This window comes from Aeromonas sp. NJAU223 (genome assembly GCF_051125555.1).
In the GTDB taxonomy this organism is placed as follows: Bacteria; Pseudomonadota; Gammaproteobacteria; order Enterobacterales; family Aeromonadaceae; genus Aeromonas; species Aeromonas veronii_G.
In genome coordinates, this window is sequence record NZ_CP144204.1 from 2,087,916 (window position 1) to 2,110,070 (window position 22,155).

Consider the following 22,155-nt stretch of genomic DNA (forward strand, 5'->3'; position numbering starts at 1 on the left):
CCGCAGAGTGCAGGGCGTTGTGTGAGGTATATATGCATCATGATGAGCGAGTATTTGATCCCGATTTTCTGTCTCATGCCGATCCAGGCAAGAAAATAACCCTGCCCATTGCCTTTATTCAGGATTTGACAAAAGCCGTCTCCCTTCAGGATGTACTAAATGTGATGGCAAACTGGATATTTCATATTTTCTCTGCCGAACGCGCCAGTATTACCATCAAAGAAAATGAGATATCACTGCGGCTATATGCCGTGATGGGAAATAATGCCATCCCCATGGAGTCATTGGTTCCAATACAAGGCACTATGGTGGGAAGGGTATTTTCAACCGGCCTGTTGCGGATCTGCGATGACTTGGGCGGCTCCGATGATCTTGACTGTCAAATATTGTCCCAGCACGGGATGGGCAGCTGCATGGATGCCCCCATGATACAGGGCAAGGCCTGCATCGGTACCTTGAATGTCGCGCATCACCGGCCGTCATATTACAGCCTCGAACATGCCATCATATTGCAGTGTCTGGCGAACTGGTTGGCACTGAATATCCAGTTGCATCTCAAAGTGACCGAGATGGAGCTGCAGGCATCGACCGATTATTTGACGGAGACGGCGAATCGACGGGCTTTCATGAATGAAGGGGAGCGCAGATTGATCCTCTCCCGGCTGGCAGAGATACCGCTCGCCATCGGTATATTGGATCTGGATCACTTTAAAAACCTGAACGATAAATATGGGCATGATGCCGGCGACTATGTCTTGAAAGAGGTCGCGAGCGTCATCAAGACAATAATAAGAAAAGAGGATATTTTTGCCCGTATTGGCGGGGAAGAGTTTGCCATCATTATTTCAGGCAGCCAGCCGGATACCTGCCAGTTGATATTCAATGATATTCGCACCCTGATTGAAACGCACCCCATCACCTATGAGGGCAATATCATCAGGTTGACCGGCAGCATCGGTTTTTCACACCTGTCGGCGCAAGACACCGAGCTCAGCGCCATCCTGAAGCGAGCCGATGGCGCCTTGTATGCGGCCAAACGCAATGGCCGCAACCGGGTTGAATGCTACCCCGGATAGCTAACCCGGAGATGGCGGGCATGACGCGGGTTGCCCATGGCCACATCGTCGTGCCAGTCATGCAAGGGAGGCGCCTGTGGGCGCCTTTTCTATCGCGGCCATCGAAGATCCCGGTTTGGCGCGCGGACCGGGCTTGGGCATAATGGCGCCCCAAAGAGGAGATCCTATGAAATTTATCGGTGCTCACGTCAGTGCGGCCGGCGGGGTGGAGAATTGCATCGCCCGCGCAGAGGCTATCGGAGCCAACGCTTTCGCCCTGTTCACCAAGAATCAGCGCCAGTGGCAGGCGGCGCCGCTCTCGGACGCCAGCATCCGCGCCTTCAAGTCCGCCTGCGAGAAGGCAGGTTTTCGCCCCGAGCAGATCCTGCCCCACGACAGCTACCTCATCAACCTGGGCCACCCGGATCCCGACGGCCTCGCCAAATCCCGGGATGCCTTCCTCGATGAGATGAAGCGCTGCGAACAGCTCGGGCTCTGCTACCTCAACTTCCACCCCGGCAGCCACTTGAAGCAGATCCCGGAGGCCGCCAGCCTGAAACTGGTGAGCGAGTCCATCAACTGGGCGCTGGAGCGCAGCCAGGGGGTGAGCGCCGTCATTGAGAACACCGCCGGTCAGGGAACCAACCTGGGCTGGTCGTTCGAACACCTGGCCACCATCATCGAGGGGGTGGAGGACAAGAGCCGGGTCGGGGTCTGTTTCGACACCTGCCACGCCTTCGCCGCCGGTTACGATCTGCGCAGCGCCGAGAGCTGCGCCCAGGTCTTCGCCGATTTCGATCGCATCGTCGGCTTTGAATACCTCAAGGGGATGCATATCAACGGCGCCAAGTGTACCTTCGGTAGCCGGGTGGATCGCCACCACAGCCTGCAACAGGGCAACCTCGGTGAGGCGGTGTTCCACCACATCATGAACGACGACCGCTTTGACAACATCCCCCTCATCCTCGAGACCATCGACGAGTCCATCTGGGGAGATGAAATTAGTTGGCTGCGCAGCCTGGCCAAGGCGTAAGAGCGCCAGGTGGGGCAAGAGCGCCGAGCATTATCAGGAGATCAGATGCAAGCAGAGGGAAAGGCAGCGCCACTGCGCTGGGGAATTGCCGGCGCCGGTGCCATCGCCCGGCGTTTTTGCCGTGACGTCAACCAGCACGCCAGCCTGGGGCGGGTGGTGGCCATCGCCGCCCGGGATCAGGCGCGGGCCGACAGCTTTGCGACCGAGCAGGGCCTGTCGCATGCCTTTGGCAGCTATCAGGCCCTGGCCCTGAGCCCCGAGGTGGACGCCGTCTATGTGGCGGTGATCCACCCACAGCATGCCCCCCTCATCAGGGAGATGCTGCTGGCAGGCAAGCACGTGCTGGTAGAAAAACCTGCCGTCACCCGTCTTGATGATTGGGATGAACTGGTCGCGCTCGCCCGGCAGCACAAGGTGCTGCTGCTCGAAGCCATGAAGGTGATGTGCTTCCCCGCCATGCGCACCCTGCTTTCGCGCCTGCCCGCGCTGCCGGGCCCCCTCTCCCTGCGGGCGGCATTCGGCTCGGCCCCGCCCCGGGAGGGCAAGCTGTTCGATCCCGCCCTGGACGGGGGAGCCGCTTGGGATGTGGGGGTCTATCCCCTCTGGCTCTATGCCGCCTTCTGCCGGCAGTTGGGGCTGGCAGCGGGTGCTCCCGAGGTGCAGTTGCAGCGATCGCCCGGGGAGGTGGACCTGAGCGCCCGCTTTGTCTTCGACGGGGCGCTGCCCGCCGAGCTGGGGGCCTCCATCGTGGAGGATCTCGACAAGGCGGCCTCGCTCACGGGCGCTGGCTGGTCACTGGTGATCGAGGGCAAATGGTGGAATCCCCAAAGGGTGTGCCTGCAGGGGGAAGTGCCGCCCATCTCCTGGCCCCAGGATATCGTCCAGCCGGTGGAGGGGGGCGGCATGCAGCACGAGGCGGATCACTTCGCCCGCTGCGTGCAGGATGGCCTGCTGGACTCTCCCTGGCTGCCCCAGGCCCTGACCCGGCAGGTGCTGGGCTGGGTCGAGGCCGGGTTGGCACCCGCTCGTCCAGCAGAGACGTGATCACTCACGAGGATGTTGTCTTGATCAACAGAGGGTGCCGCGGCGCCCTCTGTCATTGGGTCATCACTCTCACGTCAGGCAGGCTCTTCGCTGCCCTTGTCATCGAGCGTCGTGCGACGCCTCAGGCCGGTGTATCGCCGTCCTCATTGCCCGAGTGAAGCCCGGGAAGTTGCTGGGTACGGCAAAAGGCGAGGAAGCGGCGCAGGGTGGCGGAGTGATATTTCTGTTTGTGCCAGACGAGGAAGAGCTGGCGCGGGAAGCGGCGGCTGGGGGTGAGGGCCACCAGGCGGCCACTCGCGAGCCTGTCCGCCACCGCCAATCGGGAGATGAAGGAGAGGCCCAGACCCTGTTCCACCGCCAGCATCACCGCCTCCAGGGTGTTGAGTTCAAGCCCCGCCTGCCAACGTGGCAATCTGGGTTGAAGCTGCTGCTCGAACTGCTCCCGGCTGCCGGATTGGGGTTCGCGCAGTACCCAGGTCTCGCCGGCGAGCTGACTGAGGGGCAGCTCGAGACGCCCGGCCAGGGGGTGATCGGGAGGGGCGATGATCAGCATCTCGTCCTCGAGCCAGGGTTCGCTTAACAGCTCGGGATGATGGTTCTCCCCTTCGATGAGGGCGAGATCCAGTTCGAAGTGGGCGAGGGCGTGACACAGCAGATGGGTATTGGCGATGTTGATCCGGGGCGGCTGCCCCAGCTCCTTGACGCTGTGCGCCAGCAGGGTGGGCAGCAGATAGTTGCCTATGGTCTGGCTGGCCCCCAGGCGCAGCTGGCTGCCGGGCTCGGCGTCGGGGCTGAACAACTGCTCTATCTCCTGCATCCGGGTCAGCAGCTCCTCGGCGGCGGGTTGCAGCAAGAGCCCCTCGCTGTTGAGCTGCAACCTGGGGTGAACCCTGTCAAACAGCGGGGTCGAGAGCTGGCGTTCGAGTTCCTGCAACGACTGGGAGACGGCGCCCTTGCTGAGGCAAAGCTCGTTCGCCGCCGACCCCAGATTGCCGTGGCGGGCGATAGTGGCAAACACCTTGAGTTGTTGCAGGGTGAGCTTCATGTTGTTTAGTTTTCCTTAACGCTTGATTCAATTCATTTAGATATCGTAAACGATACGTCCCCTTTATCCTATGGCCATCGTCATCAAGAAGAGGATGTCCACCATGATCGCACGTACCCGTCGTTCTCTGGCTGCCGCCCCGACCCCCATGGCCGGGCTGGCTCTCGGGATCGCCAGCCTCGGCTGGTGCTGGGAAAATGCCGGTCAATTCGATGGTCGCCTGCAACTGCTGGGGGCTGCCATCGCCGCCGTGCTGCTCCTTATCCTCACCGGCAAGTTCCTGCTGCATCCGCGTCTGCTGTGGCAGGATCTCGCCCACCCCGTGGTCGGCAGCGTGGTGCCCACCTATGCCATGGCCACCATGGTGGTCTCCAAGGCCATCGGCCAATTGGCTCCGGCCTTGGGGCAGGGGCTCTGGCTGTTCGCCGTGGTGCTGCACCTATTGTTCCTCGCCGCCTTTGTCTGGCACCGGGCCAAGGAGTTCGAGATCCATCACATGGTGCCGAGCTGGTTCGTGCCGCCGGTGGGGATCATCGTCGCCGACGTCGCCTATCCGGGCGGCCCTTTCGCCGCGCTGGCCAACGGCCTGCTCTGGTTCGGCCTGATTTGCTATGGCCTGATGCTGCCGCTGATGCTCTATCGCCTCATCTTCAGCCACGAGGTGCCGGACGCCGCCAAGCCGACCATCGCCATCCTGGCCGCGCCCGCCAGCCTGTCACTGGCCGGTTATCTGACCGTGACCGCCGAGCCCTCCCTGCTGCTGGTGGCCGTGCTGCTCGGGATCGCCGTGCTGATGACGGGGATCATCTATCTCTCCCTGTTCAAGCTGCTGCGTCTGCCGTTTTCTCCGGGCTTTGCCGCTTTCACCTTCCCCCTGGTGATCGGTGCCACCGCCCTGTACAAGGTCAGTCAGCTGCTGTCGCAGTGGCCTGAGGCGGCGCACTATGTGGAGCAGCTCCATCTGCTGGCCAATCTGGAGCTCGCCGTGGCAACCCTGGTGGTCACCTATGTGGCCCTGCGCTACCTGATGGCCTGTTTGCCACTGACACAGAGCCTGGCGCAGCGCACGCCCGCTCACCGTTAAGGCGCCACGCTTCTGCACTATGCCCAACACACCCCGCCTCGCGGGGTGTGTTGTTTTTCGTCGGGATGGTGGGATATGCATGAAGCTCATGGCCGGGCAATCCGGCGGCTTTATATTTGTCAATCCGTGAAATGGCTTAAATAGTCGTTGATTCAGCCAAGATTAAGGTGGTGTTCACTGGTATTACCTGTCACGATGACCGCCAATGCTGTTCTCTATCAATTGACCTATCCATGTCCTCCCAAGATCCCGTATTTGATTGCTCGTTTCAGTCCCGTTTGCTACGCCCCCGCTACTGGCCAAGCTGGCTCGCCCTCGGGGTGCTCGGCGTGTTCGCCTATGTGCCGCCCCGCTGGCGTGACAAGCTGGCCGATGCGCTGGCACCCCTGGTGCTCAGGTTCTCCAAGAAGCAGATCTATATTGCCCGCACCAACCTCGCCATCTGTTTCAAGGACAAGAGCGAGGCGGAGCGGGAAGCCCTGCTGATGACCTCCATCCGGGTCGGCCTCAAGAGCCTGCTGGGGTTTGGGGAGTTCACCTGGCGCAGCCCCGCACACCTGATGAAGCGCATCCAGGTCAGCGGCTGGGAACATATCGAAGCCGAGCAGGCGGCCGGGCGGCCGGTGATCCTGGTGGTTCCCCACAGCTGGCCCATCGATGCGGCGGGTTACTACTTCTCCCGCCAGGGGCTGAACATGTGCACCATGATGAAGAGCGCCCGCAATCCGGTGTTCGACTGGCACATCAACCGCGAGCGTGCCAAGAACGGCTGCCGTGTCTATGAGCGCAGTGCCGGCATCAAGCCGGTGATCAAGGCGGTCAAGTCCGGCCTGAGCTTCTTCTATCTGCCGGATCAGGATCATGGTCGCGAGGCGAGCATCTTCGCCCCCTTCTTCAACTACCCCAAGGCGACCCTGCCGGCCCTGCCGCGTCTGGTGAAGCTGACCGGTGCCAAGGCGGTGCCCGTGCTGGCCTGTTACGATGAGGCGGCCCACGGCTACCGACTGGAGATCGATGCCCCCTTTGCCGATTACCCGAGCAACGATCTGCTGGCCGATACCTGTGCCATGAACGATAGCGTGGAGCGCCAGCTGACCCGCCACCCGGGTCAGTACATGTGGTTCCTCAAGATCTTCGATACCCGTGAAGATCAGGAAGGGGAAGATGGCCTCTATGAGGAGGGGATCAAGCGCATTCGACGGGGCTTGGCGCCCACTCCCTGAACCTTGGCTGAATAGCCTGTTGAAGATGGCCCCATGTGGGCCATTTTTTGTTTCTAACTAGTCGGATCAGTGACTTGGAGAGGGACTCTGGCGGGCTCAGGGTAGAAAAAACTGTCAGGATCACTAAAATAACGGTCTGTTTTGACGATTCGATGGCGACCATGTCCGCACAAGATCCGGTGTTCGACACCTCATTTCATCCCCGTCTGCTGCATCCCAAATGGTGGGGCAGCTGGCTGGCCCTCGGTCTGCTCTCCGGGCTCGCCTGGACACCGGCAAGGTTGCGCGACAGGCTGGCCGACGGCATGGCGCCCCTGCTGCTGCGCTACTCCAGGAAACAGGCCTATATCGCCGAGACCAACATCAAGATCTGCTTCCCCGAGCTCGACGAGGCCGGGCGCGAGGCGCTGCTGCTCAAGTCCATTCGCACCGGTCTCAAGACCTTCATGGGCTTTGGCGAGATGACCTGGCGCAGCAAGGCGTACCTGAAAGGGCGCATGAAGGTGCGTGGCTGGGAACACATCGAAGCCGAACGTGCCGCCGGTCGCCCCATGATCTTCGTGGTGCCCCACACCTGGGCGGTGGACACCATAGGCCGCTTCATCACGGACGAGGGGGTTCCCCTGTGCACCATGATGAAGAGCCCCAAGGATGCGGTGTTCGACTGGTACATCAACCGCGAACGCAGCAAGGGAGGGCGCGTCTATGAGCGCAGCGTCGGCATCAAGCCGGCCATCAAGGCCCTGCGCTCGGGAGACAGCTTCTTCTACCTGCCGGATCAGGATCACGGCCGGGATGCCAGCCTCTTCGTGCCCTTCTTCAACCACCCCAAGGCGACACTGCCGGCCCTGCCCAAGCTGGTGAAACTGACCGGTGCCAGGGCCGTGTCGGTGCTGGCCTGCTATGACGAGGACGAGCACTGCTACCGGATGGAGATAGAGGCACCGTTCGACCCTTATCCTACCGAGGATCTGACGGCCGACGTCAATGCCATGAACCGCATGGTGGAGCGGCAACTCACCCGCTTCCCGGAGCAGTACATGTGGTTTCTCAAGATCTTCGAGACACAGGAGGATAACGAGGGCAAGGACGGCCTCTACGAAGAGGGGATCAGGCGCATCCGCCAGGGGCTGCCCCCCGATGCTTGACTCATCTTCACGGCCCCTCGCGGGCCGTTTTGCATGATGTGGCTCGGGATTTGCCTCACGTCTAATGGGGGACGCGCCGGGGCCAGGCCCCTGTGGTGTTCACGAAATGAGGTGCGACAAGGTCTGGATGTCAGGCTCTTGATGGGGGATGGCGAGCGGGGTCGGCTCGCGTTATCTTGCCAGAGGAGAATGAGATGCAAACAGAGTGCAAACAAGGTGCAAATAAGGTAAAAGGGCGGTCATGAAAATTCCAAATCGAATCCAACCTCTGGTTGATGACGGCCTGGTCGACGATGTCATCAGCCGGCTGATGAGCGGCAAAGAGGCCGACGTCTATGTGGTGCGCTGCGGCGACGAAATCCGCTGCGCCAAAGTCTATAAAGAGGCGGCCAAGCGCAGCTTCAAGCAGGCGGTGGTCTATCAGGAAGGGCGCAAGGTGCGGGGCAGTCGCGACGCCCGCGCCATGGAGAAGGGCTCAAAATACGGCCGCAAGCAGCACGAAGAGGTGTGGCAGAACACCGAGGTGGACGCCCTGTTCAAGCTGGCAGCCGCCAATGTGCGGGTGCCCAGGCCCTATGTCTGCCTGGATGGCGTCCTGCTGATGGAACTCATCACCGATGAGGATGGCAATGTGGCGCCGCGGCTCAACGATGTGGCCCTCTCCCCGGAGCAGGCCCTCATCGATCACGGCAAGGTGATCCGCTACGTGGTGCGCATGCTCTGTGCCGGCCTCATTCACGGGGATCTCTCCGAGTTCAACGTGCTGGTGGATGCAGAGGGACCCGTCATCATCGACCTGCCTCAGGTGGTGAATGCCGCCGCCAACAATCAGGCCAAAGCCATGCTGGAGCGCGACGTCAACAACATGCGCGCCTATTACGGCATGTATGCACCCGAACTGCTCAAGACCCGCTACGCCCGGGAGATGTGGGCGCTGTTCGAAGATGGCAAGCTCGGTCCGGAAACCGAGCTGACCGGCCTGTTCGAGGAGAGCACCGAAGCCATCGATCTCGACGCCGTGCTGCACGAGATCGAGAGCGCCCAGGAAGAGGCCATGGCGCGTCGTGCCCGCCTGCAGGCAGAGCAGGAAGAGGGGTTCTGATCCCGCTTGGGCCATGCGGCTAATCACGCAAAAAACAAAGAGCGCCGAGGGCGCTCTTTTCGTTGGTGTCTGCCATGGTGGCAGGCTCAGATCCCGGTCAGGGGCGGGGCGCTGAGACGGGGGCCAGCGTAGCCCACCACCTCCCCGAAGCGCGGGTGGCCGCTCTCCCAGTCGGCGGCGGCGGTGCGAATGGCCTCCCTGTCAAAGCTCACGAAGTTCCACCAGATCTGCAGCGCCTGGGCCAGAGGCTCGCCACCTATCACCAGCACCCTGGCCCCCGGGGCCAGGGTCAGCTCGACCCGGGGCGTCCCGGGGGGCAGATAGAGCAACTCTTCGTGGGCGAAGGATTGGCCCGAGGCGGCGACCTCACCCTGCAGGGGCAGCAGGCCGTGCTCAAACTGGGGATCCAGGGGGAGGGAGAGGGTTGACTCAGTCTGTCCGTCGTTGTGCAGATCCAGCCCGATCAGGGCAGAGAAGCGCAGGGTGGGGGCCAGATGTCCGCCATGCTCGCCGATAAGCAGGGTCAGGGCTATCCCGTCCTCCTGCCAGCGAGGCAGGTCCGGGTAGTGATCGAAACGGGGCTGGGCATCCTGATGGGCTTCGGGCAGTGCTATCCAGAGCTGGGCGGCGTGCAGGTCGGGGTGGCCCGCCACCGACTCCTCGGTGTGGGCGATGCCGCGTCCGGCGGTCATCAGATTGACCTGCCCTGGCCGTATGATCTGCTCACTGCCGAGGCTGTCACGGTGCAATATCTCGCCAGACAGCATCCAGGTGAAGGTTTGCAGGGCAATGTGCGGGTGGGGGCCGACATTCATCCCCCTGGCGCCCGGGGCGAACCGGGTCGGCCCTATGTGGTCGAGAAAACACCAGGGCCCGATGGTGCGCCTCTCCTTGACCGGGATGGCGCGGGCGACCGGGATGCCCCCCACGTCCGTGATGCGGGAGGGAATGCGTTGCCACTGTTGTGTCATGGGGTGCTCCTTGCACTGGGGTGACGTGAAACCTGAAGTGTGGGCGCGTTATCGGCGGCGGATCCCCGGAAAGCTGCGCATGGGAGGTGCCATCCGGTGAGGCATGGCGGGGCGGGCGAGGGGGGGCGCCAGGTTGCTCGGCAGATGGGGTCTGAGTTCATTCTCGGGGCGTGTTTGCGCGGGGGCCAGCAAGCCGCCTTCTGTCTGGGGCCGGGAGGTGGGGAGCAGGGCGCCGTGCTCGCCTCCTGCACTACGATCCAGTCCGGCGCGGGCGGCCCTCTCATCCAGCGGAGAGCGGGGGGCGCGCTCGGGGTTGCTGACGCTCGGGCGCAGCTTGCTGTGTTCGCGCAGCGCCTCTTTTTGCTCCGGGGACATGGCATGCCAGCGGGTGGCGAAATCGCCCCGCAGGGCTGCGAGATCGGCGCCCCCGTGGTTATCCTGCCAGTCGTGGAACTTGTCTTTGATCTCCTGCTGGCGATCCCCATCCAGCCCGCTCCACCACTTCTTGATGAGCTCGTCGAAATCCCCCTGATTGTCGCAGCACCAGGGGTAGTAGTGATCCCAGTAGTAGAAGTAGTCGTCATACCACCAGGGATAGGCGCCGTAGGCGCTGCCGTAATAGCCGGTGCCGACCCCCACGCCGACCGACGAGCTAGAAGAGCTGCAACCGGCGAGACCGGCGGCCAGCAGGGGGATGAGCAGGGAAATACGCATGGGGGCTCCGGCGATGGCTGATGATAACGTTAATATGCACCAATCCGCGGCCAGATGGCAGACTCGGGAGGAAAAGGGGAGCCTGCGCCCCTTGCACGGCATTTGCGGCAAGGTACTGTATGAACGTACAATAGGTCCATCCCAGACCCTGTTCCCTATGCCGTCATGAGTGTGACCCCAGCCCCCAGCCCCCTTCTTGCACCGGACCCGCCTCCCCAGGACGGTTTCATTCTGACCCGTCACGGGCGGGATGTGCGTGGGCGCAACGGGGCAGGCTCGCACACCGAGATCGTGATGTGGCTCTGGAGCGCCCAGGGGCCGGTACGGCTGGTGGTGCCGGGACAGGAGCCGGTGTTCTTCCTGCCCGAGCGCCACATGCAGGAGGCGGCCGAGCTGTTCAAGGGATCCGGCGTGAGCGGCCGGTTTCGCCGGCTGCCCATGCATACCTTCGATGGCCGGGCCGTGGTGGGCTGCTATTTCTCCACCCTGAGCGCCTTTCATCGGGCCATCGAACTGCTGCTCATCCGTGGCCTCGAGCATTTTGAATCGGATATCCGGCTGCCGGAGCGCTACCTGATGGAGCGTTTCATCACCGCCGGCGTGCGCTTCGATGGCCGGGTGCTGAAGAAGGGAGGCAAGCAGGGCTATTGGGAGGTCAACGAGGCACGCTGTGCGCCTCAGGGGGTGACCCCGGCGCTCTCCTGGGTGTCGCTGGACGTGGAGTGTGCCATGGACGGGGCGCTCTTCTCGGTGGGGCTCTATGGCGAGCAGGATGCGCGAGTCATCATGATCGGTGTGCCTGAGGCGGACTCCGATAGCTGGGAGACCCCCATCGAGTGGGTGGCGGATGAGAATGCCCTGCTCGGTGCGCTGGAGGCCTGGTTCACCCGTCACGATCCGGATCTGGTGATCGGCTGGAACGTGGTCAACTTCGACTTTCGCCTGCTGCTGCGCCGGGCCGAGCTCGGCGGGCGGCGACTGCGCCTCGGGCGGGGGCGTGAGCTCTGTTTCTGGCGCTCGTCGCGCAACGATCCCCAGAGCGGCAACGTCATCATCCCGGGTCGCATGGTGCTCGATGGCATCGACACCCTGAAAAGTGCGACCTGGCAGTTTGCGAGCTACAGCCTGGATTCGGTGGCGAGCGAGCTGCTGGGCCGTGGCAAGGATATCGAGGACGTGGCCAACCGGGGGGAGAAGATCACCGAGTTGTTCCACTCGGATAAAGAAGCGCTTGCCCGCTACAACCTGGAAGATTGCAAGCTGGTGTGGGAGATCTTCGATTTTTGCCACCTCATCCCCTTTGCCATCGAGCGGGCCTCCCTCACAGGCCTCGAACTCGACCGGGTAGGGGGCTCGGTGGCCGCCTTCACCAATCTCTATCTACCGCGCTTGCACCGGGGTGGCTACGTGGCCCCGAATCTGCCCGCCGACGGCGGCCTCGCGAGCCCCGGCGGTTATGTGATGGACTCCAAGCCCGGCCTCTACCGCCACGTGCTGGTGCTGGATTTCAAGAGCCTCTATCCCAGCATCATCCGCACCTTCTGCATCGATCCCATGGGGTTGATAGAGGGCCTGCAGCAACCCGCTACCGCCGTGCCCGGTTTTCGCGGCGCCCTCTTCTCCCGCACCCGCCATTTTTTGCCCGACCTCATCGCCACCCTGTGGGCGGCGCGGGACAGGGCCAAGGCGGCGAAGAACAAGGCGCTCTCCCAGGCCATCAAGATCATCATGAACTCCTTCTACGGGGTGCTGGGCTCCGGGGGGTGTCGCTTCTACGACCCGCGTCTTGCGTCCTCCATCACCTTGCGCGGTCACGGCATCATGCAGCAGACCCGGGAGTGGATAGAGGGCGAGGGCTTCGAGGTGATCTACGGGGATACCGACTCCACCTTCGTTCACCTGGGACGGGCGGTCAGTGCCGAGGAGGCGGACGAGATCGGTCGCAAGCTGGCCACCATGATCAACGCCAACTGGACGACGCTGATCAAGCGTGAGTTCGACCTGCCCTGTTACCTCGAGATCGAATACGAGACTCACTACCGCCGCTTCCTCATGCCCACCATCCGCGGGCTGGATAAGGGCAGCAAGAAGCGCTATGCCGGCCTGGTGGGCGAGGGCGGAGAGGAACAGCTGGTGTTCAAGGGGCTCGAATCCGTGCGCACCGACTGGACAATCCTGGCCAAGCAGTTCCAGACCCGGCTCTATGAACTGGTGTTTCACGATGCGGATCCCAGTGGCTATGTACGCACCATGGTGGACGAGACCCGGGCCGGCCTGTACGACGATCTACTGGTCTATCGCAAGCGGCTGCGGCAAAAGCTGGAGGAGTACCAGAAGAATGTGCCCCCCCACGTGCGCGCGGCACGCTTGGCGGACGAGGAGAACCTGCGCCGGGGTCGGCCCCAGCGCTACCAGCACAGGGGTACCATCGCCTACCTGGTGACCATGAACGGGCCCGAGCCGCTGGAATATCGGCGCAGTGCCATCGACTATGAGCACTACATCGACAAGCAGCTCAAACCCATCGCCGATGCCATCCTGCCCTTCATCGGCGAGTCGTTCGAGCGGATCTGCGGCCAGCAGCTGGATCTCTTCTAGCCCCAAGAGGCAGTAGGAGTAAAAGCTGCTGCTGTGCAAAGAAAAAGAATAAACAGGAAGATGTGGGGAGCGCAGTGGTGATAACGACGTCGGGGGAGGCAAGGTCATGCCGGTACAAACCCGTTTTCCTCTCCAGAGAATTGCCGAAAACTGAAATGCAAAAAGCCCGCTGTGAAGCGGGCTTTTTAAATCTGGTGCGTCCTAGTGGATTCGAACCACCGACCCCCACCATGTCAAGGTGGTGCTCTAACCAGCTGAGCTAAGGACGCAGGGTGCGCTGTGCGACTTTGATTGCAGGGAAGTGGTGGGTTTAATTGGATTCGAACCAACGACCCCTACCATGTCAAGGTAGTGCTCTAACCAACTGAGCTATAAACCCACATCGTTCCGTGCTGCTATCCCCGTGATGGAGCAGATGTACTCATTCACGGCAATATGGTGCGTCCTAGTGGATTCGAACCACCGACCCCCACCATGTCAAGGTGGTGCTCTAACCAGCTGAGCTAAGGACGCAAATTCTGTGTTGCATTGTGATGGTGCGTCCTAGTGGATTCGAACCACCGACCCCCACCATGTCAAGGTGGTGCTCTAACCAGCTGAGCTAAGGACGCAAATTCTGTGTTGCATTGTGATGGTGCGTCCTAGTGGATTCGAACCACCGACCCCCACCATGTCAAGGTGGTGCTCTAACCAGCTGAGCTAAGGACGCAGGGTGCGCTGTGCGACTTTGATTGCAGGGAAGTGGTGGGTTTAATTGGATTCGAACCAACGACCCCTACCATGTCAAGGTAGTGCTCTAACCAACTGAGCTATAAACCCACATCGTTCCGTGCTGCTATCCCCGTGATGGAGCAGATGTACTCATTCACGGCAATATGGTGCGTCCTAGTGGATTCGAACCACCGACCCCCACCATGTCAAGGTAGTGCTCTAACCAACTGAGCTATAAACCCACTTCAACAACGCCAGCATTGCTGGCGTGGTCGGCATACTACCCATGGCCCCCAAGGCTGTCAACAAGGGACATGCACAAAGGAGACTGTTTGCCCAGTTCTTGCGCAGCCTGTTGATTTTGCAGGCGAGCCGCCTGGAAAGCGCGGCTCGCGATGCCTCGATCACTGGGCCCGGGAGAGGGCGGTACAGGCCTCGGGGCTGGCGAAGCGGCCATAGATGATGCGCAGGCGAGCCCCCAGCATCAGGGCGGCGCCGGTCAGGCCGACGATGAAGCCGACCCAGAAGCCTTGCGGGCCCATGCGCGGCACCACCCAGTCGGTCAGCCCCAGGATCATGCCGGTGGGCAGCCCCATGCCCCAGTAGGCGACGATGGTGATGTAGAAGATGGCCTGGGTGTCCTTGTAACCGCGCAGGGCCGCGGCGGCCACCACCTGCACCGAGTCGGAGATCTGATAGATGGCGGCGAAGAACAGCAGGATCGCCGCCAGGGCGATCACCTGCTGATCATCGGTGTAGATCCCCGCGATATGTTCGCGCAGCAGTACCGTGATGGCGGCGGTGCCGGCGGCGACCGCCATCCCCAACATCAGGCCGGTGCGGGCGGCGACCCGGGCATGATCCGGCCGGCCTTCGCCGATGTTGTGGCCGACCCGGATGGTGACCCCCACCCCGATGGAGAGGGGCAGCATGAACACCAGGCTCGAGAAGTTCAGCGCTATCTGGTGGCTCGCCACCGTCTCTGCACCAAACGGCGCCAGCATCAGGGCAACCACGGTAAACAGGGTTACCTCGCAGAAGATGGCCATGGCGATGGGGAAGCCCAAGCGGAACAGACGCCAGAGCCGGCTGCCGTTGGGGCGGGCGAGCTGGGAGAACAGGTTGATCTTCTTGAAATGGGAGGAGAATTTCACATAGACGATCATCGCCAGCAGCATGGCCCAGAGCACGATGGCGGTGGCCACGCCGCAACCCACGCCACCGAGCTTGGGCATGCCGAAGTGGCCATGGATGAAGATGTAGTTCGCCGGAATATTGACCGCGAGCCCCACGAAGCCGATCACCATGGTGGGCATGGTGTGGGAGAGCCCCTCGCTGAAGTTGCGCAGCACCTGGAACAGCACGAAGGCGGGCAGGCCCCAGAGAATGGCATGCAGATAGCCGGCGGTCTTGGCGGCCATCACGGGATCCACGTCCATGAATTGCAGCGCCAGCGGGCTGAAATAGAGGGCCACCATGGCGATGGGGGTCACCATCAGCGCCAGCCAGAAGCCCTGGTGCACGGCGGGGCGGATCTCGTCTCGTTTACGAGCGCCGTTGAGCTGGGAGACGATGGGGGTGAGGGCCATGATGATGCCCTGAACCAGCAAGATGATCGGCAGCCAGAAACTGGAGGCCACCGACACCGCGGCGAGATCCACGGCGCTGACCTGTCCCGCCATCACGGTATCGACAAAGTTCATGGCGATCTGGGCCACCTGGGCGACCAGAATGGGGCTGGCAAGACGAACGAGCTGTTTCGCCTCGGACCAATAACGTTGCACTGACACCTCCGAGTGGATCAGATAATAGGGAAAGAACGGGTAATTGAGAGGAGCTTTTGCTTCCCCGGAGCCGGGGAGACAAAGAGCGGGGGTGTCATTCTAGCCTGAAAAACCGCCGACTGGAAAGCGCTGACGGGGGGGCCGGGATCAGGCGTCCTCGTGATCGCTGATCAGCAGGTTGGCGGCGGCGTAAGCGGCCTGCTCGCGCAGATCACTGGGCACCCGCTCGTCACCTGCCACGGCGTTGAGCGCGCGAATGGTGGCGGCGATGGCGTTCGGCACATAACCCTGCTCCCCCGAGCCAATCTGGTTATAGGCGATGCGAATGGCTTCACAGCATTGATATACCTGCATATTTACTTCCTTTGATAGCCGAGTCTGACTGCCGTCACTATAGCGATCGCCGCCCGCCTTGTCAGCCGCTGCGCTTGTCTTGCGAAATGGTGGGGGTTAACCTGCCAGCAATTTTTTGGACAAGCAGGAGACGAGACATGTTCACCGGCATAGTACAGGGCACCGCCGAACTGGTGGCCTTCACCGAGCAGCCCAATTTTCGCACCCACGTGATCCGCATGCCGAACCCGGCCTGGGGCGAGGGGCTGGCGCTCGGCGCCTCCGTCGCCCACAACGGCTGCTGCCTGACCGTGACCCGGATCGAAGGGGAGCTGGTCAGCTTCGATCTGATGCAGGAGACCCTGCGCCTCACCAACCTCGGCGCGCTGAAGGTGGGGGACAAGGTGAACGTGGAGCGGGCGGCCCGCTTTGGCGACGAGATAGGCGGCCACGCCATGTCCGGCCACATCATGGGCACGGCGGACGTCATCTCGGTCATCGATACCCCGAACAATCGTCAGGTGTGGTATCGCCTGGCCCCCGAGCTCATGAAATACGTACTGACCAAGGGGTACATCGGCATCGACGGCATCAGCCTGACTGTCGGCGAGGTGCGGGAGCATGAATTCTGCGTCAACCTCATTCCCGAGACCCTGGCCCGTACCAACCTGGGCTGGGTCAAGGCGGGCTGGCGCACCAACATCGAGATCGATCCCCAGACCCAGGCCATCGTCGACACTGTGGAGCGGGTGCTGGCGGCCCGCAGTTAATCCGACATCTCGTGATGGATGCCAAAAGGCCAGCAGATTGCTGGCCTTTTTTACATTTTATAGATCGTTTATATCGTCAACTCTAAGTCAGGCAGTTCACATCACTGCCTTGTGCAGGGTAACAACAACTCCCGGCGCCGTTAGAACAGCTGTTCGTCGTCCGCATCCACAAACAGCTGCAGGCAGTCGCGCACCTCGTCCCGGTGCAGCCGCAGGTGGATGGGGTTGCAGCAGGCCATGCAATCCTCGTAGAACTCCTGATCCCCCTGGCTGGCGTCCAGCTCGACCCGGGTGTGGTGGCCGCAGTGGGGGCAGACGATGCGCTTGCTGGTGTACTCGATCATGGTGACCTCCCGGGGCCGACTGGCCGCCTCTTTCCCCTGATTCTAGTCGGGGAGGGCAGAGGCATCCGCGAGCAAGCGCACGTTTAGGGAAAGGGGCCGCGGCGGTGGGTTTCGGGGGCAGACAGGCTTGCGCGGGGTCTCGCAATACTGATTGTCCGTTATTGCTGACGCGGGCCGAACACGTCAGCCCAGCTTATGGGCTGGCGGGAGGAAAATAGAAAGCCCCGCGCAGGCGGGGCTTTTAACCAGGGTCAGCGTTTCAGGCTATCCAGCGTTCCAGCATGTCACCATTCAGCTCGGCCAGGGAGCAGAGCTCGTGATCGGCGATGGCGAGGCGGGGATCGCCCACCAGGGCGGGGTGCATGGGAACGATCAGCGCCTTGCTATCCGGCTGACTCAGGCTACCCAACGTTCCAGCATGTCGCCATTCAGCTCGGCCAGGGAGTGGAGCTCGTGATCGGCGATGGCGAGACGGGGATCGCCCACCAGGGCGGGATCCGGCACGATGAGTGCTTTCATGGAGGCGGCCTTGGCAGCCAGCAGCCCGGTGAAGCTGTCCTCGATGGCCAGACAGTGCACCGGCAGCACGCCGAGCTTCTCGGCGGCGTGGATGTAGACATCCGGGTGGGGTTTGCCAAAGCGCTCTACCTCGGCGGAGTGCACCGCGAGGAAACGATCCTTGATGCCGAGCTTGCCGAGCACCGCCTCCACCATGGAGAAAGGAGAGGAGGTGGCGAGCCCGATCTTGAGGCCGCGGGCCTCCATCAATGCCAGCGCCTCCAGCACGCCCTCCTTGGGCTGGCCTTCACTCAGGATGAGGGCAATCACCTGATCCAGGATGCGTTGTACCACCTCTTCCTGGCTCGGGCCGCTCCAGGGGCGAATGCGATACCAGTGCGCCACCAGCTGATCGATGCGCACGCCGATGGTGGAGTTGCAATCTTCCTCGGTGTGGCAGTGGCCAAGCTCGGAGAATACGGCCATCTGGGCCCGTTGCCAAAAGGGTTCGGAATCGATCAGGACACCGTCCATATCGAAGATCACGGCAGTTAACATCATTGACTCCTGACAAGGTTGAAGGGGGATTATAAGCCGGACGGGCAAATGCAAAAGGGGCATTTGACTGCCCCTTACGACCGATCATGCCGGGGTGGCGTCTGCTTAAAGGATGACCTCGACGCTCGCGGCCACCGCCTTGGCCCGCGCGATGGCCTCCTCACAGTGCAGGCCACGGGCGAGCGCGACCCCGAGGCGGCGGCGACCGGCGATCTCCGGCTTGCCAAAGAGCCGCAGCTGGGCGCCCGGCACCAGGGCCAGAGCCTCGCCTATCCCCTGATAGCGGATATCCTGGCTGTAACCGTCCCGCAGTACCACGGCGGAGGCGCTCGGCCCGTACTGGTTGATGGCGCCGATGGGCAGCCCCAGGATGGCGCGCACGTGCAGGGCAAACTCGGAGAGATCCTGGGAGATGAGCGTCACCATGCCGGTGTCGTGGGGGCGGGGGGAGACCTCGCTGAACCAGACGTTTTCCCCCTGCACGAACAGCTCGACCCCGAACAGACCGTAGCCGCCGAGGGCCTCGACCACCTTGGCGGCGACCTCTTTGGCGCGGGCCAGGGCCAGCTCGCTCATGGCCTGGGGCTGCCAGGATTCGCGGTAGTCGCCATCCTCCTGGCGGTGGCCGATGGGATCGCAGAAGTGGATGCCATCCACCGCCCGCACCGTGAGCAGGGTGATCTCGTAGTCAAAGGGTACGAAGCCCTCGACGATCACCTTGCCACGACCGGCGCGGCCCCCCTCCTGGGCATAGGTCCAGGCGTCGTCCAGCTTGGCAAGATCACGCAGCAGGCTCTGGCCCTTGCCGGAGGAGCTCATCACCGGTTTGACCACGCAGGGCAGGCCGATGGCGGCCACGGCGGCGTCAAACTCTGCCTTGTTCTGGGCGAAACGATAGGTCGAGGTAGGCAGGCCCAGCTCCTCGGCGGCGAGGCGGCGGATCCCCTCCCGGTTCATGGTGAGCTGGGTGGCGCGGGCGTTCGGCACCACGTTCACCCCTTCCTGTTCGAGGGCTGCCAGGGTGTCGGTGGCGATGGCTTCAATCTCGGGGATGATGAGATCGGGTTTGACCTGATTGACCAGGGCGCGCAGGGCGGCGCCATCGAGCATGTCCAGCACATGGGCTTGGTGCGCCACCTGCATGGCGGGGGCGCCTGCGTAACGATCGGCGGCAATGACCTCGATGCCAAGACGTTGCAGTTCGATGGCGACTTCCTTGCCGAGTTCCCCCGAGCCCAGCAGCAGGGCGCGGGTGGCAGAGGGGCGGGTGGCGGTTCCAAACATTCGATCTCTCCTCAGGTCGATGGCCATAGTACGGCCACCAGTGTGGCCAATGGGCGGACAAAAAAAGAGGCACGCATGGCGTACCTCAGGAAACGGACTTGTGGGCGCGCTGCTCCAGATGAGTCAGCAGCGTGATGGCGCCAATGATGATGGCGGCGCCGAGCCACAATCGGCCAGGAGGGGCCCAGCCAAATACCAGCCAGCCGGCCAGCACGTTCATGGGCAGCTTGGCAAAATCGAAAGGTTGAACAAAAGAGGCCTCGGCCACGCTGTAGGCGCGGGCGATGGACATCTGGGCCAGCGCCGACAGCACCCCGGAGGCCGCCACCAGCAGCCACTGGGTCTGGGTCGGCCACTGCCACTCCGGCAGGGCCAGCATGGCGTTGAACGGGGTGCTGAAGATGAGCAGGTAGACGACGATGGTGTGGGACGACTCGCTCGCCGCCTGATAGCGCACCAGCAGGGAGTAACCGGCCCAGAACAGGGCGGCCGCCACCGGCAGCAAGGAGGCCCAGCTGAAATCATCGGTCCAGGGCGCGAGGATCAGCATGGCCCCCACAAAGCCCGCCAAGGTGGCGAGGATGCGGGCCCGGCTCACCTGCTCCTTGAGCAGCAGGGCAGACCCCAGGGTGGCGAACAGCGGCGAGGTCATCAACAAGGCAATCCCTTGCCAGATGGGCACAGGCACCGCCAGCGCCCAGAGCCAGAACTGGATGCCGATGACGGCAAGGGCCACCCGCAGCAGGTGCAGACGCAACTGATTGGTCATCAGGGATTGACGCAGGCCGTGGCGGATGAGCCAGGGCAGCAGGCAGACCAGGGCGATCAGGTACTGGTGGAAGGCGACCTGGGTGGAGGCGAGGCCGAGCTTGAAGCTGACATACTGGCTCAGGCTGTTGACGGCGGCGAAACAGAGACCTGCCACCATCATCCAGACTGCACCGGCAAAGGGGGAGTGCCTGCGAGGGAGTGCCATGGGATCCGGAATCATGCAAAAAAGTGCGGCGGATCATAACGGCAATCGTTTGTTCTGCCAAGGGCGGGGGGCTTGGCGCAAGCCTGGGTGGCGAGGAAGTATCCAGGCATCAAAAATTTTGAACAAGTTGAGCATCTATTTTCGCTTTCAGGGATGAAAGCCAATCTTTATAGTGGTCTCCATCGACAGTGTGACTGTCCAACTGATAACCAAATGGAGTCTTACCATGGCCAACATCCTCGTACTCAAGTCCAGCATCCTGGGTCAATACTCCCAGTCCAACGCCCTGATCGACGGCTTCCTGGCCGACCACCAGGATGACAACGTCACTGTGCGTGACCTGGCTGCCCTGAACCTGCCGATGCTGGATGGCGAGCTGGCCTTCGGTCTGCGCGGTGGCGAGAACCTGAGTGAGCGTCAACTGGCCGTGCTGGCACAATCCGACGAACTGGTTGCCGAGCTGAAAGCGAGCGATCTGGTAGTGATTGCTGCTCCCATGTACAACTTCAACATCCCGACCCAGCTGAAAAACTGGATTGATCTGGTGGCTCGTGCTGGCGTGACCTTCCGCTACACCGAAACCGGCCCGGTTGGCCTGGTGGAAAATACCCGCGCCCTGGTGGTCAGCCCCCGCGGTGGCCTGCACGTGGGCAATGCCACCGACCTGGTTACTCCTTACATGCGTACCGTGCTCGGCTTCATCGGCATCCATGATGTGGACTTCATCTACGCCGAAGGCATGGGCATGGGCCCGGAAGCGCAAGCCAAGGGTATCGAGCAGGCAAAAGAGCAGCTGGAAGCCCTGGCTATCTAAATCCGCTTTCTTACGCCAGACGAAACAACAACGCAGCCCTCGGGCTGCGTTGTGTTTTTAAGGATCCGGCCAGGCCGGATGGGGTCAGTCTCGCAGGAAGTGGCGACAACCGCTGCCGACCAGCAGGCAGACGACGACCAGGGATCCCAGCAGCAGGCTGCTGAGCCACTGCTCGGTGCTGTCGGGTAACTGGGGGAAGAAGAGGCTGATCGTGAAGAGGGCGCTGATGATGATCAGGCTGGTCTGTCGGGTCAGGTGCATGGCGTCGTCCTTGGCTAGTGGTACACGGATAAATTATCCGCTCTGTGTGACAGCCTGATGTATCCATACCTCAGGCAACAGGTCATCCCACCTTAGCAGCTTTTGCCGTCAGAGCCAGCCCGGCTGGGCACTCTGTGATCCGGATCCCTATCTGAACTGCTTTTGCGCCGCCTGATAGTGGAAATCACCGCTGGCGAGACGGGCTTCCAGGGCGGCCTTGTCCAGCTCCTGCGCGCGGCAGAGATCGTCGAGATCATCGTAGTGATCACGCAACTGCATGTTGATTGTGCTCAGCAGGATGTTGATGTCCATGGTGGCGAAGTTCTTGAGATTCATGGTTGCTTCTCCTGATCCAGCAGGTGCAGCTGCTCGATGGCGTCGCTCACGCTCTGCAGATGCAGACGGATGCTTTCGCGCGCCTCGGCGGGCAGATAATCGGTGAGGGTGTGTTGCCAGCTGCCGGCCTCGGTCTTGAGCTGCTGGAACAGCACCAACCCGGCATGGGTGAAGGAGACCAGGCTGATGCGCTTGTCCTGGGGGCTGCTCTCGGTGAACAGGATCCCTTTCTCCACCAGGCGGTGGATCTCGCGGGAGATCCGCACCTTGTCCATGCCGCTCGCCTCCACCAGCTCCTTCTGGCTGATGGGATAGTTGGGGCCGAGCACCATCATCAGGCGCCACTGGGGCACCGTCAGCTGATAGCGCTGCTGGTAAAACTGTTCAAAGGTATCGCGCACCATCTCAGCGGCGTGTACCAGCTGATAGGGAGGGTAGTGGGCGAGCAGCTCAATGATTTTTGACATAA

Annotated in this window: 23 protein-coding genes and 7 tRNA genes; 10 read left to right on the forward strand and 20 right to left on the reverse strand. The window is 62.1% G+C overall.

Annotated features, from left to right (window positions below; genetic code table 11):
* The first annotated feature begins 32 nt into the window (after nucleotides 1-32).
* The 3 genes from VZC39_RS09510 (at nucleotide 33) to VZC39_RS09520 (ending at nucleotide 3,132) form a co-directional block, all read left to right on the forward strand.
* Nucleotides 33-1,076: a diguanylate cyclase gene (locus tag VZC39_RS09510; RefSeq protein ID WP_434667957.1), complete on the forward strand. Its 1,044-nt coding sequence runs from the start codon at nucleotides 33-35 to the stop codon at nucleotides 1,074-1,076.
* Nucleotides 1,077-1,242: 166 nt separating this feature from the next.
* Complete coding sequence (gene nfo, locus VZC39_RS09515) at nucleotides 1,243-2,088, forward strand: deoxyribonuclease IV (RefSeq protein ID WP_434667960.1); 846 nt, start codon at nucleotides 1,243-1,245, stop codon at nucleotides 2,086-2,088.
* Between the two features lie 45 nt (nucleotides 2,089-2,133).
* Nucleotides 2,134-3,132, forward strand: a complete 999-nt coding sequence (locus tag VZC39_RS09520; protein WP_434667963.1) for a Gfo/Idh/MocA family protein — start codon at nucleotides 2,134-2,136, stop codon at nucleotides 3,130-3,132.
* Nucleotides 3,133-3,253: 121 nt separating this feature from the next.
* Here VZC39_RS09520 and VZC39_RS09525 read toward each other — a convergent pair whose 3' ends face one another.
* Entirely contained in the window at nucleotides 3,254-4,177 is a 924-nt protein-coding gene (locus VZC39_RS09525; RefSeq protein ID WP_434667966.1) for a LysR substrate-binding domain-containing protein, read from the reverse strand.
* Nucleotides 4,178-4,280: 103 nt separating this feature from the next.
* On the opposite strand from VZC39_RS09525, the gene VZC39_RS09530 reads away from it, so the two are divergent.
* From VZC39_RS09530 to VZC39_RS09545, 4 genes are all read left to right on the forward strand, one after another.
* On the forward strand, nucleotides 4,281-5,261 hold the full coding sequence (locus VZC39_RS09530) for a TDT family transporter (RefSeq protein ID WP_434667969.1): 981 nt from the start codon (nucleotides 4,281-4,283) through the stop codon (nucleotides 5,259-5,261).
* Between the two features lie 233 nt (nucleotides 5,262-5,494).
* Entirely contained in the window at nucleotides 5,495-6,484 is a 990-nt protein-coding gene (locus VZC39_RS09535; RefSeq protein ID WP_434667972.1) for a lipid A biosynthesis (KDO)2-(lauroyl)-lipid IVA acyltransferase, read from the forward strand.
* Nucleotides 6,485-6,636: 152 nt separating this feature from the next.
* Nucleotides 6,637-7,632, forward strand: coding sequence for a lauroyl-Kdo(2)-lipid IV(A) myristoyltransferase (locus VZC39_RS09540; RefSeq protein ID WP_434667975.1), 996 nt, complete (start codon nucleotides 6,637-6,639; stop codon nucleotides 7,630-7,632).
* A gap of 241 nt (nucleotides 7,633-7,873) precedes the next feature.
* Nucleotides 7,874-8,734 (forward strand): PA4780 family RIO1-like protein kinase, encoded by an 861-nt coding sequence (locus VZC39_RS09545; RefSeq protein WP_434667978.1) that lies wholly within the window; start codon nucleotides 7,874-7,876, stop codon nucleotides 8,732-8,734.
* A gap of 86 nt (nucleotides 8,735-8,820) precedes the next feature.
* On the opposite strand, the gene VZC39_RS09550 is transcribed toward VZC39_RS09545, so the two are convergent.
* Both VZC39_RS09550 and VZC39_RS09555 read right to left on the reverse strand, forming a co-directional pair.
* Nucleotides 8,821-9,705, reverse strand: coding sequence for a pirin family protein (locus VZC39_RS09550; RefSeq protein WP_434667981.1), 885 nt, complete (start codon nucleotides 9,703-9,705; stop codon nucleotides 8,821-8,823).
* 48 nt (nucleotides 9,706-9,753) lie between these two features.
* Nucleotides 9,754-10,419, reverse strand: a complete 666-nt coding sequence (locus tag VZC39_RS09555; protein ID WP_434667983.1) for a hypothetical protein — start codon at nucleotides 10,417-10,419, stop codon at nucleotides 9,754-9,756.
* Between the two features lie 165 nt (nucleotides 10,420-10,584).
* Between VZC39_RS09555 and VZC39_RS09560 the strand changes: the two genes are divergently transcribed.
* Entirely contained in the window at nucleotides 10,585-13,017 is a 2,433-nt protein-coding gene (locus VZC39_RS09560) for a DNA polymerase II (protein WP_434667986.1), read from the forward strand.
* A gap of 192 nt (nucleotides 13,018-13,209) precedes the next feature.
* On the opposite strand, the gene VZC39_RS09565 is transcribed toward VZC39_RS09560, so the two are convergent.
* The 9 genes from VZC39_RS09565 to VZC39_RS09605 all read right to left on the reverse strand — a co-directional run bounded on the left by VZC39_RS09565 (nucleotide 13,210) and on the right by VZC39_RS09605 (nucleotide 15,866).
* A tRNA-Val gene (locus tag VZC39_RS09565) sits at nucleotides 13,210-13,286 on the reverse strand.
* Nucleotides 13,287-13,319: 33 nt separating this feature from the next.
* Nucleotides 13,320-13,396, reverse strand: a tRNA-Val gene (locus tag VZC39_RS09570).
* Between the two features lie 57 nt (nucleotides 13,397-13,453).
* A tRNA-Val gene (locus tag VZC39_RS09575) sits at nucleotides 13,454-13,530 on the reverse strand.
* A gap of 21 nt (nucleotides 13,531-13,551) precedes the next feature.
* Nucleotides 13,552-13,628 (reverse strand) — tRNA-Val (locus tag VZC39_RS09580).
* Nucleotides 13,629-13,649: 21 nt separating this feature from the next.
* A tRNA-Val gene (locus tag VZC39_RS09585) sits at nucleotides 13,650-13,726 on the reverse strand.
* 33 nt (nucleotides 13,727-13,759) lie between these two features.
* Nucleotides 13,760-13,836 (reverse strand) — tRNA-Val (locus VZC39_RS09590).
* Between the two features lie 57 nt (nucleotides 13,837-13,893).
* A tRNA-Val gene (locus tag VZC39_RS09595) sits at nucleotides 13,894-13,970 on the reverse strand.
* A 162-nt stretch (nucleotides 13,971-14,132) separates the two neighbouring features.
* Entirely contained in the window at nucleotides 14,133-15,512 is a 1,380-nt protein-coding gene (locus tag VZC39_RS09600) for an MATE family efflux transporter (protein ID WP_434667989.1), read from the reverse strand.
* Nucleotides 15,513-15,659: 147 nt separating this feature from the next.
* On the reverse strand, nucleotides 15,660-15,866 hold the full coding sequence (locus VZC39_RS09605) for a YaeP family protein (RefSeq protein WP_349922157.1): 207 nt from the start codon (nucleotides 15,864-15,866) through the stop codon (nucleotides 15,660-15,662).
* 137 nt (nucleotides 15,867-16,003) lie between these two features.
* On the opposite strand from VZC39_RS09605, the gene VZC39_RS09610 reads away from it, so the two are divergent.
* On the forward strand, nucleotides 16,004-16,615 hold the full coding sequence (locus VZC39_RS09610; protein WP_434667993.1) for a riboflavin synthase subunit alpha: 612 nt from the start codon (nucleotides 16,004-16,006) through the stop codon (nucleotides 16,613-16,615).
* A 140-nt stretch (nucleotides 16,616-16,755) separates the two neighbouring features.
* Here VZC39_RS09610 and VZC39_RS09615 read toward each other — a convergent pair whose 3' ends face one another.
* The 5 genes from VZC39_RS09615 to VZC39_RS09635 form a co-directional block, all read right to left on the reverse strand.
* Entirely contained in the window at nucleotides 16,756-16,959 is a 204-nt protein-coding gene (locus VZC39_RS09615) for a CPXCG motif-containing cysteine-rich protein (RefSeq protein ID WP_042023780.1), read from the reverse strand.
* A 259-nt stretch (nucleotides 16,960-17,218) separates the two neighbouring features.
* On the reverse strand, nucleotides 17,219-17,368 hold the full coding sequence (locus VZC39_RS09620) for a hypothetical protein (RefSeq protein ID WP_434667997.1): 150 nt from the start codon (nucleotides 17,366-17,368) through the stop codon (nucleotides 17,219-17,221).
* Complete coding sequence (gene hxpB / locus VZC39_RS09625; RefSeq protein ID WP_434668443.1) at nucleotides 17,356-18,015, reverse strand: hexitol phosphatase HxpB; 660 nt, start codon at nucleotides 18,013-18,015, stop codon at nucleotides 17,356-17,358. The genes VZC39_RS09620 and hxpB overlap by 13 nt, the downstream gene beginning before the upstream one ends.
* Before the next feature lie 105 nt (nucleotides 18,016-18,120).
* On the reverse strand, nucleotides 18,121-19,299 hold the full coding sequence (gene purT / locus VZC39_RS09630) for a formate-dependent phosphoribosylglycinamide formyltransferase (RefSeq protein ID WP_434668000.1): 1,179 nt from the start codon (nucleotides 19,297-19,299) through the stop codon (nucleotides 18,121-18,123).
* Nucleotides 19,300-19,384: 85 nt separating this feature from the next.
* Nucleotides 19,385-20,275, reverse strand: a complete 891-nt coding sequence (locus VZC39_RS09635) for a DMT family transporter (protein ID WP_349922161.1) — start codon at nucleotides 20,273-20,275, stop codon at nucleotides 19,385-19,387.
* Between the two features lie 226 nt (nucleotides 20,276-20,501).
* Between VZC39_RS09635 and VZC39_RS09640 the strand changes: the two genes are divergently transcribed.
* Nucleotides 20,502-21,089, forward strand: a complete 588-nt coding sequence (locus tag VZC39_RS09640) for an FMN-dependent NADH-azoreductase (protein WP_434668003.1) — start codon at nucleotides 20,502-20,504, stop codon at nucleotides 21,087-21,089.
* Nucleotides 21,090-21,173: 84 nt separating this feature from the next.
* Here VZC39_RS09640 and VZC39_RS09645 read toward each other — a convergent pair whose 3' ends face one another.
* The 3 genes from VZC39_RS09645 to VZC39_RS09655 all read right to left on the reverse strand — a co-directional run bounded on the left by VZC39_RS09645 (nucleotide 21,174) and on the right by VZC39_RS09655 (nucleotide 22,153).
* Entirely contained in the window at nucleotides 21,174-21,350 is a 177-nt protein-coding gene (locus VZC39_RS09645; RefSeq protein WP_349922163.1) for a hypothetical protein, read from the reverse strand.
* Nucleotides 21,351-21,497: 147 nt separating this feature from the next.
* Nucleotides 21,498-21,686: a DUF4250 domain-containing protein gene (locus VZC39_RS09650; RefSeq protein ID WP_434668006.1), complete on the reverse strand. Its 189-nt coding sequence runs from the start codon at nucleotides 21,684-21,686 to the stop codon at nucleotides 21,498-21,500.
* Nucleotides 21,683-22,153, reverse strand: a complete 471-nt coding sequence (locus tag VZC39_RS09655; RefSeq protein WP_349922165.1) for a MarR family winged helix-turn-helix transcriptional regulator — start codon at nucleotides 22,151-22,153, stop codon at nucleotides 21,683-21,685. Before VZC39_RS09655 ends, VZC39_RS09650 begins: the two co-directional genes overlap by 4 nt.
* Nucleotides 22,154-22,155: the final 2 nt, after the last annotated feature.

Coding starts and splice junctions, on each gene's coding strand:
- hxpB (WP_434668443.1), bottom strand. CDS start 18,015: ATGTTAACTGCCGTGATCTTCGATATGGACGGTGTCCTGATCGATTCC.
- VZC39_RS09520 (WP_434667963.1), top strand. CDS start 2,134: ATGCAAGCAGAGGGAAAGGCAGCGCCACTGCGCTGGGGAATTGCCGGC.
- VZC39_RS09650 (WP_434668006.1), bottom strand. CDS start 21,686: ATGAATCTCAAGAACTTCGCCACCATGGACATCAACATCCTGCTGAGC.
- VZC39_RS09560 (WP_434667986.1), top strand. CDS start 10,585: ATGAGTGTGACCCCAGCCCCCAGCCCCCTTCTTGCACCGGACCCGCCT.
- VZC39_RS09510 (WP_434667957.1), top strand. CDS start 33: ATGCATCATGATGAGCGAGTATTTGATCCCGATTTTCTGTCTCATGCC.
- purT (WP_434668000.1), bottom strand. CDS start 19,299: ATGTTTGGAACCGCCACCCGCCCCTCTGCCACCCGCGCCCTGCTGCTG.
- VZC39_RS09610 (WP_434667993.1), top strand. CDS start 16,004: ATGTTCACCGGCATAGTACAGGGCACCGCCGAACTGGTGGCCTTCACC.
- VZC39_RS09605 (WP_349922157.1), bottom strand. CDS start 15,866: ATGCAGGTATATCAATGCTGTGAAGCCATTCGCATCGCCTATAACCAG.
- nfo (WP_434667960.1), top strand. CDS start 1,243: ATGAAATTTATCGGTGCTCACGTCAGTGCGGCCGGCGGGGTGGAGAAT.
- VZC39_RS09530 (WP_434667969.1), top strand. CDS start 4,281: ATGATCGCACGTACCCGTCGTTCTCTGGCTGCCGCCCCGACCCCCATG.
- VZC39_RS09540 (WP_434667975.1), top strand. CDS start 6,637: ATGGCGACCATGTCCGCACAAGATCCGGTGTTCGACACCTCATTTCAT.
- VZC39_RS09635 (WP_349922161.1), bottom strand. CDS start 20,275: ATGGCACTCCCTCGCAGGCACTCCCCCTTTGCCGGTGCAGTCTGGATG.
- VZC39_RS09555 (WP_434667983.1), bottom strand. CDS start 10,419: ATGCGTATTTCCCTGCTCATCCCCCTGCTGGCCGCCGGTCTCGCCGGT.
- VZC39_RS09640 (WP_434668003.1), top strand. CDS start 20,502: ATGGCCAACATCCTCGTACTCAAGTCCAGCATCCTGGGTCAATACTCC.
- VZC39_RS09550 (WP_434667981.1), bottom strand. CDS start 9,705: ATGACACAACAGTGGCAACGCATTCCCTCCCGCATCACGGACGTGGGG.
- VZC39_RS09645 (WP_349922163.1), bottom strand. CDS start 21,350: ATGCACCTGACCCGACAGACCAGCCTGATCATCATCAGCGCCCTCTTC.
- VZC39_RS09525 (WP_434667966.1), bottom strand. CDS start 4,177: ATGAAGCTCACCCTGCAACAACTCAAGGTGTTTGCCACTATCGCCCGC.
- VZC39_RS09535 (WP_434667972.1), top strand. CDS start 5,495: ATGTCCTCCCAAGATCCCGTATTTGATTGCTCGTTTCAGTCCCGTTTG.
- VZC39_RS09615 (WP_042023780.1), bottom strand. CDS start 16,959: ATGATCGAGTACACCAGCAAGCGCATCGTCTGCCCCCACTGCGGCCAC.
- VZC39_RS09545 (WP_434667978.1), top strand. CDS start 7,874: ATGAAAATTCCAAATCGAATCCAACCTCTGGTTGATGACGGCCTGGTC.
- VZC39_RS09655 (WP_349922165.1), bottom strand. CDS start 22,153: ATGTCAAAAATCATTGAGCTGCTCGCCCACTACCCTCCCTATCAGCTG.